The organism is Pontibacter mangrovi, assembly GCF_006385705.1.
Taxonomy (GTDB): domain Bacteria; phylum Bacteroidota; class Bacteroidia; order Cytophagales; family Hymenobacteraceae; genus Pontibacter; species Pontibacter mangrovi.
In genome coordinates this window covers 54475-68731 of the sequence record NZ_VFRQ01000005.1, presented here as the reverse complement: position 1 = coordinate 68731, position 14257 = coordinate 54475, and the positions used below count along the sequence as shown (strand labels likewise).

The following is a 14257-nucleotide window of genomic DNA, read 5'->3' as shown; positions in this document are numbered from 1 at the left end:
TTGGTCAGGCAAGCCAGGAACTGCTATTTCCCGCTGAACCAGCCGCTGTACATCACATAGTTGTTGGCCGTTCGGGCAAGTCCTTCTATCTGCTCCGGGCTCAGCTGCTTTATCTTTTTGGCCGGAATGCCGGCATAAATCCACCCTGGCTCGCATACCGTGTTTTCCAGAACGATGGCACCAGCCGCTATAATGCAGTTCTCTCCCACCACGGCATTATCCATCACAATTGCTCCCATGCCCACCAGCGCATTATCCTGCACCGTGCAGCCGTGCACAATGGCCTTATGGCCAATGGAGACGTTGTTGCCAATGGTGGTAGCCGCCCGCTCATACGTGCAGTGGATCACGGCCCCGTCCTGAATATTTGTTTTGTTGCCGATGCGGATGCTGTTCACGTCGCCACGGATCACGGCGTTAAACCACACCGAGCACTCATCGCCCATCACCACGTCGCCTACCAAAGTGGCGTTTTCGGCAATCCAGCAGCCCTCGCCCATTTGCGGCCGCACACCCTTCACCGGAAGTATAACTGGCATATTTTTAATTGTTGGTTGTTAAATTGTTTGATTGTTGGCCTCGTAAATTTTTAATTGTTAAATGGTTTAATTGTTGGCTTGGTAAAGTTACGGAGTAATCAGTTGAGTTGCTTCTGTAGCTCCATGTTATCGTGGTTATACTTCTGATGGCCCCACAATTATACTTCATTTCCTGAGTTAACAATTTAACAATACAACAATTAAACAATTAACCGTTTCCACGTTCCTTTCAGGTAGTTATACTTTAAGGTGCTGGGTAGGGCTTTCCAAAAGTACTTGTTCATTTCTACGGCAAAGCTGGGCTGCATGTAGCAGTTGATGGTGCAGCCCTCACAGGCGGGCAGCCTTCCCTCCTGCCGCTTCAGTTCCTCTACTTCCTGGCTCAGGTATACATCATGCAAGTTGCCGCTGATCGGGAAGCTTTGGGCGCCGAGGTGGTAGCAGGGAAGTATAAGCTCGTTCTCCGGCGAGATGACCAGCGTGGTGCTGGCGGCCTTGCATACGGGTTTGGCCGTTTTGTTGCCGCCATCCAGCCGCAGCTGCACAAAGCCCTCGTTCAGGTATACTTGCCTGCGCTTACCAAATTCGCTCAGGTAGCGCAGTTCCTCCGCCGTCAGTCGCTCGCCTGCATCCACCTCGTTATACTCAAAAGCAGGGTTAAGTATGAGCACGAGCTTGTTCGGGAGAATGATTTTCTGGTACACCTCCTCCAACTGGTGCAGGTTGTGCCGGAACACCGTGAAGAGGATGTCCGGCCGCTCGCCCAGCTCCCGCGCCACCTGTATCGACTCCATCACAAAATCATAGCAGGCCACGCCGCGGCCACGGTCGTGCTCGTCTTTATCGGCGGAGTCGAGGGAGAAGTGCAGCATGTCTACCTTGCCTTTTAGCCGCTGGGCCAGCTTGGGGTAGAGCATGGCGTTGGTAGTGAGCGTGGTGATGAAGCCCATGTCGTGCGCCAGGCCCAGCATCTGGTCTATCTGGCGGTGCAGCAGCGGCTCGCCGCCGGTAAAGTCTACTACCTGCACCCCCAGCCGCTTCAGGTCGCGCAGGTTCCGGGCCACATCCTCCAACGTAATGTAAGGCGAGGGTTTCTCCCAAATATCACAAAACGAGCACTTTGCGTTACAGCGGTAGGTAACGTAGTAATTACAAAGTACAGGTTTAGACCTCAGGCGCATCGGATTGGGGTTAGGCTTTGCAAAAGTATAAATATTGCGGCAAGTTTATAGTTATCACGGTTCCGCATAGTGTTTTGCCTGCAGATGAGATTTTTTTCATCGAGCCAGAACAGGGGTTTGTCTAAAAAAACATGCAAATGGACCGGCAATGTTGTTAGTTGGTATAATTTAGAATGATGGTACAACTTTAGTTCTTATCTTTGTAGTCTACTAGCCAAAGGGAGTGTTTGTTTAAGGTGAGATGTAAATAAAAACCCCATCTTTTTCTATAACCATAGAATATATTGGCAGAAGCCGTTCCTCCGCAGGAACGGCTTTTTTTATGTACTAAGCCCTGCCCTCTCTGCGTTAACACCTCAGTCAGCCTCTCCAACCCCAAACTCCTTTTATATTATGAGAAAGCTATTTTTAACCATAATTTGCGTGCTGGCGGTAAGCGCCGCGGCGTCCGCACAAATCTTTCAGGCCGGGGTGAAGGCCGGCGTGAGTTCCTCCAACGTAAAGCTGAGCGACCTGCAAAACGAGCCGCTACGCTATGCCAACCCGGAAAATATTACCGGCTACCATGCCGGCGCCTTCACGCGGCTGCAGCTGCTGGGCCTGGTGCTGCAGCCCGAAGCTATACTTTCTACCACAGGCGGCAAGGTAGCAGTGTCCGACGATAATACCAGCACCAGCGTGCGCGTGGAAAAGTTTCGGTTTAACCGCCTGGACGTGCCGCTGCTGGTGGGGCTCAGCTTCCTGAAAGTGGCCAGGGTACAGGCCGGTCCGGTTGCCTCGATGCTGCTCTCGGCCACAGAAGACGGCCAAAGTATAAAAGATTACTACAACAGCTCCGACTGGGGCTACCAGGCCGGCGTGGGCGTAGATATTGGCGCCCTAACCCTGGACCTGCGCTACGAGCGCATTGCCCGCGACTTTACCAACCCGGCCCGCGAGAGCAGCGGCAAAGTGAGAAACGAACAGTTTCTGGTGAGCCTGGGGCTAAAGCTGATTCAGTAGAGGGCAGCAACTTCTGAAAGTATAAAAGCCGCAGGAGTATCAGTTCCCGCGGCTTTTATACTTTATAGCAATTCTTGTTTGATTCTACCTCAGGTTACGGCATGTACAGCTCTGCTCCCGGGCCGATAGGCAAATCCAGCAGTACCCACCCGATGAACAGGATGACCCAGCCTATCAGAAACGCGACAGAGTATGGCAGCATGGTGGAGATAACCGTTCCGATGCCGGCGTTTTTGTCGTAGCGCTGTATAAAGGCCACGATCAGGGCAAAGTAAGACATCATCGGCGAGATAATATTGGTAACGCTGTCGCCGATGCGGTAGGCGGTTTGCGTGAACTCCGGGGTATAGCCCAGCAGCATGAACATAGGAATGAACACGGGCGCCATAATTGCCCACTTGGCCGAGGCCGAGCCCATCACCATGTTAATGGAAGCCGCCACAAGTATAAACATGATCATCAGCGGAATGCCGCTCAGGCCCATCGTTTTCAGGGCATCTGCCCCGTTGATGGCCAGTATCAGCCCGAGGTTAGTCCAGTTGAAGTAAGCCACGAACTGCGCCGCGAAAAACACCAGCACGATGTAGGAGCCCAGCGTTTCCATGGATTTTGCCATGCCGCGCATCACGTCGCTGTCGTTTTTAATGGTTTTGGCGCCAACGCCGTAAGCTATGCCCGCTACGCCTGCAAGGAGAAAGATAAAGGCCACGATGCCCGACATAAACGGCGAGTGCAGAATCTCATTTGTTTCGGGGTCGCGCAGGTAGCCGCCCTCCGGGATAAGCCCGCCAAGTATAAAGGCCACCATCAGCAGCACTGCTATGCTTGCGTACAGCATGCCGCGCTTCTCCTGCGTACTAAGCCGGTCAATGCTTTCCGGCTTCTCGTCCCCCTCATACTCGCCCAGGCGCGGTATCACCACCTTCTCGGTTACCCAGGTGCCCAGCCCAGCCACAATAAACGTGGACACGAACATGAAATAATAGTTGGCAGCCGGGTTTACCGCATAGTCCGGATTTATGATCTTAGCCGCCTCGGTAGATAAACCGGCCAGCAGCGGGTCTACGGTGCCCAGCAAAAGGTTAGCGCTGTAGCCACCCGACACACCGGCAAAGGCAGCAGCCAAGCCGGCCAGCGGGTGCCGGCCCGCAGCCAGAAAGATAACCGCCGCCAGCGGCACCAGCAGCACATACCCTACCTCTGAGGCCGTGTTCGACAGCACGCCCGCAAATACGATCACAAACGTGAGCAGGCGCTTCGGCGACGACAGCACCACCAGCCGCAGCACCGCCCCTATCAGCCCCGTACCCTCGGCAATGCCAATGCCCAGCAGCGACACCAGCACCGTGCCCAGCGGCGCAAAACTCGTAAAATTGGTCACCATGCGGGTCAGGATCATGTGCAGGCCTTCCCTTGAAAGCAGGTTCACGGGCGTCACGGTCTCGCCGGTGCCGGGGTGCACCACCGCCATATCAAACTGGCTGGCCACCCACGAGAGCACCACCACCAGCAGGGCAAAGCCGGCAAACAGGGTGGCCGGGTGCGGCAGCGCATTGCCTATCCGCTCCACTACCGACAGGAACTTGTCCACGCCGGACTTTTTCTTTTGTACTTGTGTCATAAAAGGTTGGTTGATGAGGTGAGCCTAACTTACGCCGGGCCACAGGCGTTGCCGCAAGCCTTTGTAAGTTACCTTGTTCCGAGGAGCTTGCGCCTGCCCTAAACTGTGTCCGAAAATGGCTAAAAATTGCCGTGTTCGCAAATTTGGCATAAAAATGCTACCTTAGCCAAAAGCCAAAGCAAGTATAAAGTATGATTCCGAGCCTACGCCCCGGCGACAAAATCGCCATTATCGCCACTGCCCGCAAAATAGACCGCGAAGCCATTGCCCCTGCCGTTGAGGTGTTGCAGCGTTGGGGTTTGGAAGTGGAGGTAGGCCCGTCGGTAGGCGCCGCGCACGGCATGTTTGCCGGCGACGATGCGCTTCGCCTGCAGGATTTGCAGCAGGCCCTGGACAGGCCGGACATCAAAGCTGTTATCTGTGCCCGCGGCGGCTACGGCACCACCCGCATCCTCGACCAGGTAGACTTCAGCCGTTTCCAGGAGCAGCCGAAGTGGGTGGTCGGATTCAGCGATATCACGTCCCTGCTTTGCCACATCCACAGTTTAGGCCTTGAAAGTATACACGGCATCATGCCCATGCTCTTCCCTTCCGGCACCGAGGAGGCTATAGGCAGCCTGCGTAGCATATTGTTTGGCGAGGATGTGACGTATGAGGTGGCACCGCATGCGTTTAACCGCACCGGCACCGGCACCGGTCAGCTGATTGGGGGCAATCTGGCGCTGCTGCACAACGTATCCGGCACCCGCTCCGACTTCAGCACACGCGGCAAAATTCTGTTTCTGGAGGATGTGGACGAGTACCTCTACAACATAGACCGCATGATGGTGCATCTCTCCCGCGCCGGCAAACTGGACGACCTGGCAGGCTTGCTTGTAGGCCACTTCAGCGACATGAAGGATAATGCTGACCCATTCGGCAAGAACGTTTACGAAATCATAGCGGAGCACACAGCCAAGTATACTTACCCGGTTTGCTACGGCTTCCCGACCGGCCACGAGCCCGACAACCTGGCACTGGTGTGCGGCCGTGAGGCAACCCTGCAGGTAGGCGCGGCTGAATCATCACTAAAATACAGTAAATCAATCACTTAATCTAAATAACAGAACTTAAATATTCCTACCCTATTAAAAATACAATAAGCTTCAAAATTAATAATTGGCTAGATAATCAATAAAGAATAAAGATAAAGTATAATTATTGGAACTAAACGTGCCCTTCTGCGGTATACGATATAACCAATAATACATTATCTGAAACTAAGAGCATAAATTCCGTAACATCTTCGGAAGCTCTTTAAACGCGCTTTTCTTCAATTATTTATCTAACCAATTTTATTAGTTTTATGAAGCACCTTAAACTAATCACGACAGGCATTGCCTTTTCTTTTTTCATCCTGACGGGCTGCGAGAAGGAACCGGAAAGCATCACCAGCCCAGCCACAGCGGGCTTTTCCGCCCAGCACTCTTCCGAACTGCAGATTAACGCTGATGCGCTCCGCGCCTCCCTGCCGGAGGGATTTGAAGAGCGGCTCCAGCACAGCACTGTTCTTTTGTCAAACCCGGACCCACAGTACCGCAGCATGGTGAACCGGGCCCTTGCCATAGAGGAGGACCCCAACTGTGACGCAAACACTGCCACCAGCCTGTGGCTGGACGAGCAGCTGGCCGACTGGTTCGACGCGAACGGAAGGTTAGACCCTAACATCGCGTTTGCCCTGAATCTTGCTGCCCTGGACTTACCCACCTATGATGCCCTGGTGTTTGAGAACAGCTCTGATAACCAATATTACGGCGTGAAAGGGCAGTATACCAAGCAGGTAACCAAAGCCTTTAAAGACCTGCAGCGCTTCTGGGATATATCGTCGGAGGATATTGTGCTGGCAGCCATGCATGGCAGCATGCTGACGAACAAAGCCAAAGTTGCACGTACCTACGAGGCGGTTTATGGCATGCCGCCAGCAATGGCCGCGGTGTATGCCGACGCTATGGTAGAACTGGCCAGCGGAATTCCTCAGCTAAGGGGCGGCGATCACCCTATTTTCACCTTCAATGCCTTTGCACTCCAAGGGTTCAACTTTGGCCCGTATGGCACCATCCCGGACAAGATTATCATGGGTGACGGCATCATGGACGCTTTTGCCGCAGTTGGCTACAGCGACGTGGCCCCGCAAGCCATACTTGCCCACGAGTTTGCCCACCAGATCCAGTATGAGCTTAACCTGTTTGGAAGTGAGGATAGCCCGGAGGCCACCCGCAGAACAGAGCTAATGGCTGACGCCTACTCCGCCTACTATCTCTCGCACGCCAGAGGCGCCACCATGCAGTGGAAGAGGGTGCAGCAGTTCCTGCAGGTGTTCTTCAACATCGGCGACTGCTCCTTTAGTAGCACTGGTCACCACGGCACGCCAACACAGCGTATGGCCGCCGCAGAGTGGGGCTATAACCTTGCCAATGATGCCCAGAAGCAGGGCCACATCATGTCGGCACAGGAGTTCGCTGAGCGATTTGATGCACACCTATCGCAGCTTGTTATGCTGTAATAAGCTTCATACTTAGCAAAAGCACACGGGCAACGGAAGCGCATTCCGTTGCCCGTGTGCTTTATACTTATACTTATACTTATACTTATACTTATACTTATACTTATACTTATACTTATACTTATAAGATAGTCCGCTGCAGCCGTTACCATACCGCGCAGGAAACATGTAACTTTGCCCTTACCTGTTGCTGCCCGATTTACGTATGCAGTTACCTATAGCACAGGGCGCCTATACTTACACATGCTTAAACAGCTTTTAGAATTTAAAAAGACCGACAGGAAGTGGCACATGGCCCTGCTGGCCAGCTTATGCGTGGGCATACCTGTACTGGCGGGCTATTTTACCGGGCACATGCAGGAGGGCAAGCTCGCCTCCATGACGGCACTAGTTATACTTTACATCCAGTCCCAGAGCATTGTGCGCCGCATGGTGGTGCTGATGGCCTGCTCCTTTGGGATGCTGGTTTCTATTGCCGTGGGCCTGCTGTTTGGGTTTAACCCATACGTAGCCTCGCTGGTGCTGGGGCTATTCGCTTTTGCCGTGCACCTGGTGCTGTACTACCTTAAGATGATGCGCCCGCCGGGCAATTTCTTTTTTATCCTGGTTGCCTCCGTTGCCCTGGCCATGCCGCACAACCTGGCAACGGTGCCCTACAACATTGGCCTTGCCGGCATCGGCACCATGATCTCCTGCCTTCTTGGCCTTGTATACAGCCTGATAACACTGCGTAAAACGCAGGCGCACGAAGAGGTGCTTGTGCTTTCCAAGCCTCCGCACGTAAACTTTATCGAGTCGCTTACCTTTGGCTTTTTTGTAGGGCTGTCGTTGCTGGTGGCTTACCTTCTAAAGCTGGACAAGCCCTACTGGGTGCCTACTTCATGTGCCGCCGTGATGCAGGGGGTGAGTATCCGGCATATTTGGCAAAGGAGCGCGCAGCGCGTGCTGGGCACCTTCATCGGCCTGGGCCTTACCTGGGCCATCCTACTTCTTAAGCCATCTATTCTGGCTATCGCTGTTGGCATTATTCTGCTGCAGTTTGTTGTGGAGATGCTGGTGGTGCGCAACTATGCCGTTGCCGCTGTTTTTATTACCGTGCTCACCATTTTCCTGGCCGAGACAGGCACAGCGCTATCAGACCCGACTCCCCTTATCAGGGCCCGTTTCTACGATATTCTTATTGGCAGCACCATTGGCGCACTGGGCGGCTGGGCCCTGTACAACGAAAAGCTCCACTACCTAACCGCCAGGCAAATCCGGAAAACCAAAATTGCTGTAGCCAGGCGTAAAAGGAACTAAGACTTCCGCTGCATCAAGTATCAGCCTACGCGGCCTTGTCTATTCCTTTCTGGCGCACCTCCTGGTAGTAGTTACAGATGCCGTTCAGCACGCATTCCTCGCACTTGGGGCTAAAAAAGGTGCAGATACGCTGCCCATGGCGCAGCATGTGTATGTGAAAGTTATACAGCTCCTCCGGCTCAGGCGGCAGCATCTCCAAAAGTATGTCGTGGGCCTTGCTGGCCGTAACCTTGGCCCCGAGTAGCCCCACCCGCTGGCTTATCCGGAACACGTGCGTATCCACGGGCATCACAGGCTTTTTAAAGTTGAACAGCAGCAGCAAGGTGGCTGTCTTTACGCCTACTCCCGGCATTTTTGTCAGCCAGGCCATGGCCTCGGGCACAGGCAGTTCCTCCAGAAAATCTATGTTATACTCTCCGCGCTCTTCTTTTATCATGCGCAGGGCCTGCTGTATCTGTGGTGCTTTCTGGCCGGGGTAGCGGGTGGTTTGGATGGCATCGGCCAGGTCGTCCACATCTGCGTTTACCACGCCGTCCCAATCTCCAAAGCGCTCCAGCATCGTATAGTAGGCCTTCTCTTCATCCTTGTGGTTGGTGCGGTGCGAGAGCATGGTAGAGATAAGTTCGTGCATGTGGCTGCGGCGCGGCTCCAACTTGCGGTGCCTGTACTCCTGATTCAGCAGCTCATGCGTCAGCAGGGCTTTTTCGTTTGGGGGCAGTTGGTAGGCTTCCATAGCTTTGGTGTTATTGAGGTAGTGTTTACGTTACCGCTTTATATTCCGTTAAGCAGATATTTCTAGCCTTGCTGCACATAAATCGCTCAACTATAGTATATTGTGTCGCGAAGCGGTGCAGCTTGTTAAACAACCCACAATTTTGGCCGCTATACTTGCTGGCAACTCGTACCAAGCTACTAAGAGCAACATATTTTTTATGGAGATAAAGTTTTTAGGCACAGGTGGTGCCTTCGACACCGACTATCTTAACTCAGCGGCTATGCTGACGTTTAGAGGCATGCACCTGCTGGTGGACTGCGGCTTTACTGTGTTCCCGGAGTTGGTGCGCAAGAACCTGGTTCAGAAGGTGGACCATATCATCATCACGCACCTGCACAACGACCACTGCGGCAGCCTGGCCAACCTGCTGCTGTACAAGAGCATCGTGGAGAAGGCGCCGAAGCCGGTGATCATCTACCCTTCGGAGCAGTTCCGGCAGCAGCTTTGGCAGTTTCTGGAGATACAGGTGAAGGAGCCGGCAAAGTATGCGGAGTTTGTGCCGCTGGAGCATTTTGAGGGAATTACCTGCGTAGACACCTACGGCATGCACTCCGAAGGCCTGCAGACCTTTGCCTACATTTTTGAGGCCGACGATGAGCGCATCGCCTATTCCGGCGACCTGGCCCGCCCGGAGGCGCTTTTTGACAAACTGTACAAGATGCCCCAGAAAAAGACCACCGTCTTCCACGACATCACCTTTAACCCCGATAATATAGGCCATACTTACTACAAAAAACTGCTGCCCTACCTGAACGGCGTGGACTTGTTTGGCTACCACTGCGACCCTACCCAAAGCCCGCTTGACAACCCTATCCGGCTGGTGTTTTTCCAGCGCGAGATGATGGCGTAGCAGCGCACACGCGTCGCCTGTTGCCTGGCGAGGCGGCTTTATAAGTATAAAACACTTGCCACAGGCACAAAAAAAAAACCAGCCGCACCCCCGTGCGGCTGGTAAATCACCAATTATCCAATCAATCTACTACTACTTATTCTTTATTACAGATCTCCGCGCTCTGCGGCTTTCTTCATTTTCTCGTTCGCATAGATGGCAATCTCTACACGGCGGTTCTGGCGGCGGCCTTCTGCTGTGCTGTTGTCAGCAACAGGCTGGTCGGCGGCATAGCCCATGGTCGTCATGCGGCTACGGTCTACGCCGTTCATGGCCAGGTAATCCGCTACAGACTGCGCACGGCGCTCCGACAGCGGCTGGTTGATTTCGCGTGTGCCGGTGTTGTCGGTGTGGCCCTCTATCAGGATGTTGGTATCCGGATACTTCTTAAGTGTGGCGGCCAGCTGCGTGATCTCCGTTTTAGCGTTCGACTGCAGCTCTGCAGAGTTGGTCGGGTACAGGATGCCAGAGTCGAAGGTGATTTTGATGCCTTCGCCTACACGCTCAACCTGCGCGCCTTCCAGGTCACGGCGCAGCTCCTCGGCCTGCTTGTCCATGCGGCGGCCAATCAGGGCACCGGCAGTACCACCTACAGCGGCACCGATAATAGCGCCTGCGGCAGTGTTACCGGCCACTTTGCCTACCACACCACCTACCACAGCACCGGAACCGGCACCAATTATACCACCCTTAGCGGTTTTGCTCATGCCTCCGCCCTCACGGCTAGAGGCACACGATGAAATTAAAACGGCAATGATTGCCAGTATCGATAAGTTTATTCTAAAGTTTTTCATGTCTCTTGTTTTTGTCTTCTGTTTTGTTTCCAGAGATCTTGCACCTTTTACTTCAAATATTCAGAAAATGTTGTATAAAGTTACGGACAACATTTTGCACTAAAGCACCGAAAAAACCACTGTGCCAGCATACTTTTACCTGGCGCACAACTAGTTAAAGCTTACATGTAGATTTTATAACGACTTTTATATAAGTAAGTTATCCGCAAAAACAACAGCGCCTGCCCCCGCAAAAGGGACAGGCGCTGCCAGTAGATCAGGTAAAGTATAATTACTCCAGCTCGCCGTTTTCAGCGGCTTTCTTCAGCTCTTCGTTCGCCACAATGATGATCTCTACGCGGCGGTTCTGCGAACGGCCCTCAGCGGTAGTGTTGTCAGCGATCGGCTGATCGTAGCTATAGCCTTTGGCCTGCAGGCGCGAGCCGTCTACACCCAGGCCTTGGGCATAGGTCTTTACAGCCTGCGCACGGCGCTCCGACAGTTTCTGGTTCAGCTCGTAAGAGCCGGTGTTATCGGTGTGGCCTTCAATAATCACGTCGGTGCCAGGGTAGTTCTGCAGTGTTTTGGCCAGCTTCTGGATGTCCTGCTTGGCAGAGGCGCTCAGTTCCGCAGAGTTCACCGCGAAAAGTATACCCGAGTCGAAGTTCACACGGATGGCCTCGCCCACGCGCTCCACATTGGCGTTTTCCATCGACTTCTCCAGTTCCTCAGCCTGCTTATCCATGCGGCGGCCAATAACTGCACCTGTTGCGCCACCCACCGCGGCACCCACAATGGCACCGGCGGCAGTGTTGCCCAGCCTGTTACCAATCAAACCGCCCAGCACTGCTCCACCACCGGCTCCAATCAAGCCGCCCTTAGTGGTTTTGCTCATCCCTTTCTTTTGTGTCTGGGTAGTGGTTTCTGTATTTCCTGAGCCAGCAGCAGGGGCCGTTGTTTTACAAGAGGAGAACAACATGGTAGTAGCCAACATGGCACTCAGGGATAGTTTAAGGAATTTCATGGTTGTAGAATTTGGTAAATGTGTGTTTGTTGTTTTTAGTTTCTGCTATTGGCGCAAGGCTGTTGCCCCGCTTACACCTGCAAACGCAACTCTTGTGCCAAAACGTATATACCGGCTGTTTAATATTTGCCTTACCTTATATTCTTTGGGAGGCATAAAAAAAACCTGCCCGTTTACTGCGGGCAGGTTCTGCAATGGCAGTTTATACTTCTATCAGGAAGCTTTCTCGGCTTTTTTGTTCTTGGCAGGCACCGTCACGTCCTCCGGCAGCAGCACCATGCTCAGCAGCTCGCTCAGGCGGGCCTTCAGCTGCTTGCGGTCGATGATAAAGTCCAGGAAGCCGTGCTCCAGCACGAACTCAGCGCTCTGAAAGCCCTTCGGCAGGTCCTTGCCAATGGTCTCCTTGATCACGCGCGGACCGGCAAAACCGATCAGGGCGCCCGGCTCGGCAATGTTAAAGTCGCCCAGCATGGCATAAGAGGCTGTTACGCCACCTGTGGTTGGGTCGGTCAGCAGGGAGATGTATGGCAGTTTCTCTTCGCTCAGCAGCGCCAGCTTGGCCGAGGTCTTTGCCATCTGCATCAGCGAGAAGCCGGCCTCCATCATACGCGCGCCACCTGACTTCGAGATCATCAGAAAAGGCGTGCGGGTTTTGCGGGCGTGGTCAATGGCGCGGGCAATTTTCTCGCCAACCACCGAGCCCATCGAGCCGCCGATAAAGGCAAAGTCCATACAGGCGATGGTCAGGTTCTGGCCATTTATTTTGCCGTAGGCTGTGCGCACCGCGTCTTTCAGGCCGGTGGCCTTTTGGGTGGCGGCAATACGCTGCGGGTATGGCTTGGAGTCCACGAAGTTAAGTGGGTCGCCTGAGGTCAGGTTCTCGTCCAGCTCCGTAAACTCGTTGTCGTCAAACAAAATGGCAAAGTACTCTTTAGACCCGATACGGTCGTGGTGGCCGCACTGCACGCAAGTGTTCAGGTTCTTGCGGTGCTCGGCCATACTGGTCACGGTTTTGCAGCTAGGGCATTTGTACCAAAGTCCGTCCGGGGTTTCCTTCTTTTGCTCAGTAGGCGTCTGGATTCCTTTATCAGCTCTTTTAAACCAAGGCATCATAGTTAACGGCGTGCGTTCTGCACATTAAAGTTATGGCTATACTTAACAGTAAAGTATAAAATCAAAAAGTGGCCTGCCCCAGCCACCCAACAGGTTTGGCACAGGCAGGCCACAAAAATATGTAATATTCAGCAGTTCTGCTACAAATTACGCCACTGTAATCTCTTTTGCCAAGTATACATCCTGAATGGCATGGAGCAGCTCCACCCCGGCTTGCATGTCTTTCTGAAAAGCCTTGCGCCCCGAAATCAGGCCCATGCCGCCCGCACGCTTGTTTATCACGGCCGTACGCACCGCATCCGCCAGGTCCGACTCGCCCTTAGACTCCCCTCCGGAGTTGATCAGGCCGGCGCGGCCCATGTAGCAGTTAGCCACCTGGTAGCGGCACAAGTCGATCGGGTTGTCCGAAGAAAGCTCGGTATACATCTTCTCGTTGGTCTTGCCAAAGCCGATGGCCTTAAAGCCGCCGTTGTTCTCCGGCAGCTTCTGCTTGATGATATCCGCCTGGATAGTGACGCCCAAATGGTTGGCCTGGCCCGTCAGGTCGGCGGCTACGTGATAGTCCACGCCGTCTTTTTTAAAGGCATTGTTGCGGGTGTAGCACCACAGGATGGTAGCCATGCCCAGCTGGTGCGCCCGCTCAAACGCCTCGGCCACCTCTATGATCTGGCGGTCCGACTCCTCCGAGCCAAAGTATACGGTGGCCCCCACGGCAGCGGCTCCCAGGTTCCAGGCCTCGTCCACGGAGCCAAACATGATCTGGTCATACTTGTTGGGGTAGGTCATCAGCTCGTTGTGGTTGATCTTCACCACAAACGGGATTTTGTGCGCATACTTCCGCGACATCATGGCAAGCCCTCCGAAGGTAGTGGCCACGGCGTTGCAACCGCCCTCTATGGCTAGTTTAATTATGTTCTCAGGGTCGAAGTAGATGGGGTTAGGTGCAAAAGAGGCACCGGCGGTGTGCTCGATGCCTTGGTCTACGGGCAGGATGGAAAGATAGCCGGTGCCCCCGAGGCGACCGTGGTCGAACAGCTGCTGCAGGCTGCGCAGCACCTGCGGCGAGCGGTTCGACTGGGCAAAGATCCTGTCCACAAAGTCGGGGCCGGGCGTGTGCAGCTGCTCTTTGGCGAAGGTGCGGCTCTGGTGCTGCAGCAGGCGCTCAGCGTCGGCCCCCAGCAGCGATACAAGCTTGTCGTACGTCATCCGTTCTGGTTTTTTGGGTAGCGTGTAAAATGAGAAATCTTTGGTATAGAAATTTTAAACTCAGATTATGATCATCTACCAGAGCGGCAAAAGCCCGGAACAGGCTTTCAACCGCAGTGTTTTCTATAGCATTGGCAGGCACCTTGTCTGGTGACGTAAGCACAGGGCTTACCCCAAAACTATACTTTAACCAACCAAAAAAGTTTTGCCCGCCGCCTTTATACTTTGCCAAATCTGAGGCTAAACATCAATCTATGCTTCCGGCCATACTTTCCCGACTGTCGCAGGCATCA

At 53.7% G+C, this 14257-nt stretch carries 13 protein-coding genes; 5 read left to right on the top strand and 8 right to left on the bottom strand.

All coding sequences use genetic code 11. The features are described 5' to 3' along the window. Positions 1–23: 23 nt before the first annotated feature. On the bottom strand, positions 24–539 hold the full coding sequence (locus tag FJM65_RS10500; protein ID WP_140621480.1) for a gamma carbonic anhydrase family protein: 516 nt from the start codon (positions 537–539) through the stop codon (positions 24–26). 200 nt (positions 540–739) lie between these two features. Next, positions 740–1720: a radical SAM protein gene (locus FJM65_RS10495; RefSeq protein ID WP_140621479.1), complete on the bottom strand. Its 981-nt coding sequence runs from the start codon at positions 1718–1720 to the stop codon at positions 740–742. Between the two features lie 393 nt (positions 1721–2113). On the opposite strand from FJM65_RS10495, the gene FJM65_RS10490 reads away from it, so the two are divergent. Beyond that, positions 2114–2722, top strand: coding sequence for a porin family protein (locus tag FJM65_RS10490; RefSeq protein ID WP_140621478.1), 609 nt, complete (start codon positions 2114–2116; stop codon positions 2720–2722). 94 nt (positions 2723–2816) lie between these two features. Here FJM65_RS10490 and FJM65_RS10485 read toward each other — a convergent pair whose 3' ends face one another. Then, a complete protein-coding gene (locus FJM65_RS10485) occupies positions 2817–4343 on the bottom strand; it encodes an AbgT family transporter (RefSeq protein WP_140621477.1) in 1527 nt (508 codons plus the stop codon). A 191-nt stretch (positions 4344–4534) separates the two neighbouring features. Between FJM65_RS10485 and FJM65_RS10480 the strand changes: the two genes are divergently transcribed. From FJM65_RS10480 to FJM65_RS10465, 3 genes are all read left to right on the top strand, one after another. After that, on the top strand, positions 4535–5437 hold the full coding sequence (locus FJM65_RS10480) for a S66 peptidase family protein (RefSeq protein WP_140621476.1): 903 nt from the start codon (positions 4535–4537) through the stop codon (positions 5435–5437). Between the two features lie 251 nt (positions 5438–5688). Continuing rightward, positions 5689–6885 (top strand): neutral zinc metallopeptidase, encoded by a 1197-nt coding sequence (locus tag FJM65_RS10475; RefSeq protein ID WP_140621475.1) that lies wholly within the window; start codon positions 5689–5691, stop codon positions 6883–6885. A 243-nt stretch (positions 6886–7128) separates the two neighbouring features. Then, positions 7129–8184 (top strand): FUSC family protein, encoded by a 1056-nt coding sequence (locus tag FJM65_RS10465; protein ID WP_140621473.1) that lies wholly within the window; start codon positions 7129–7131, stop codon positions 8182–8184. Between the two features lie 25 nt (positions 8185–8209). Here FJM65_RS10465 and FJM65_RS10460 read toward each other — a convergent pair whose 3' ends face one another. After that, positions 8210–8917, bottom strand: coding sequence for an endonuclease III domain-containing protein (locus FJM65_RS10460; protein ID WP_140621472.1), 708 nt, complete (start codon positions 8915–8917; stop codon positions 8210–8212). Between the two features lie 199 nt (positions 8918–9116). Between FJM65_RS10460 and FJM65_RS10455 the strand changes: the two genes are divergently transcribed. Further along, a complete protein-coding gene (locus FJM65_RS10455; protein WP_140621471.1) occupies positions 9117–9809 on the top strand; it encodes an MBL fold metallo-hydrolase in 693 nt (230 codons plus the stop codon). A 146-nt stretch (positions 9810–9955) separates the two neighbouring features. Here FJM65_RS10455 and FJM65_RS10450 read toward each other — a convergent pair whose 3' ends face one another. The 4 genes from FJM65_RS10450 to FJM65_RS10435 form a co-directional block, all read right to left on the bottom strand. Continuing rightward, positions 9956–10642 carry an OmpA family protein gene (locus tag FJM65_RS10450; protein WP_140621470.1) on the bottom strand — a complete coding sequence of 229 codons (687 nt, stop codon included), beginning with the start codon at positions 10640–10642 and terminating at the stop codon, positions 9956–9958. 271 nt (positions 10643–10913) lie between these two features. Then, positions 10914–11645, bottom strand: coding sequence for an OmpA family protein (locus FJM65_RS10445; RefSeq protein WP_239022922.1), 732 nt, complete (start codon positions 11643–11645; stop codon positions 10914–10916). A gap of 213 nt (positions 11646–11858) precedes the next feature. Next, positions 11859–12755, bottom strand: coding sequence for an acetyl-CoA carboxylase, carboxyltransferase subunit beta (gene accD, locus FJM65_RS10440; RefSeq protein WP_140621728.1), 897 nt, complete (start codon positions 12753–12755; stop codon positions 11859–11861). Positions 12756–12905: 150 nt separating this feature from the next. Next, a complete protein-coding gene (locus FJM65_RS10435) occupies positions 12906–13964 on the bottom strand; it encodes a class I fructose-bisphosphate aldolase (RefSeq protein ID WP_140621469.1) in 1059 nt (352 codons plus the stop codon). Between the last annotated feature and the right edge of the window lie 293 nt (positions 13965–14257).

Excerpts from the sequence above, each read along its gene's own strand:
- FJM65_RS10500 (WP_140621480.1), bottom strand. The coding sequence starts at position 539 with ATGCCAGTTATACTTCCGGTGAAGGGTGTGCGGCCGCAAATGGGCGAG.
- FJM65_RS10495 (WP_140621479.1), bottom strand. The coding sequence starts at position 1,720 with ATGCGCCTGAGGTCTAAACCTGTACTTTGTAATTACTACGTTACCTAC.
- FJM65_RS10490 (WP_140621478.1), top strand. The coding sequence starts at position 2,114 with ATGAGAAAGCTATTTTTAACCATAATTTGCGTGCTGGCGGTAAGCGCC.
- FJM65_RS10485 (WP_140621477.1), bottom strand. The coding sequence starts at position 4,343 with ATGACACAAGTACAAAAGAAAAAGTCCGGCGTGGACAAGTTCCTGTCG.
- FJM65_RS10480 (WP_140621476.1), top strand. The coding sequence starts at position 4,535 with ATGATTCCGAGCCTACGCCCCGGCGACAAAATCGCCATTATCGCCACT.
- FJM65_RS10475 (WP_140621475.1), top strand. The coding sequence starts at position 5,689 with ATGAAGCACCTTAAACTAATCACGACAGGCATTGCCTTTTCTTTTTTC.
- FJM65_RS10465 (WP_140621473.1), top strand. The coding sequence starts at position 7,129 with ATGCTTAAACAGCTTTTAGAATTTAAAAAGACCGACAGGAAGTGGCAC.
- FJM65_RS10460 (WP_140621472.1), bottom strand. The coding sequence starts at position 8,917 with ATGGAAGCCTACCAACTGCCCCCAAACGAAAAAGCCCTGCTGACGCAT.
- FJM65_RS10455 (WP_140621471.1), top strand. The coding sequence starts at position 9,117 with ATGGAGATAAAGTTTTTAGGCACAGGTGGTGCCTTCGACACCGACTAT.
- FJM65_RS10450 (WP_140621470.1), bottom strand. The coding sequence starts at position 10,642 with ATGAAAAACTTTAGAATAAACTTATCGATACTGGCAATCATTGCCGTT.
- FJM65_RS10445 (WP_239022922.1), bottom strand. The coding sequence starts at position 11,645 with ATGAAATTCCTTAAACTATCCCTGAGTGCCATGTTGGCTACTACCATG.
- accD (WP_140621728.1), bottom strand. The coding sequence starts at position 12,755 with ATGCCTTGGTTTAAAAGAGCTGATAAAGGAATCCAGACGCCTACTGAG.
- FJM65_RS10435 (WP_140621469.1), bottom strand. The coding sequence starts at position 13,964 with ATGACGTACGACAAGCTTGTATCGCTGCTGGGGGCCGACGCTGAGCGC.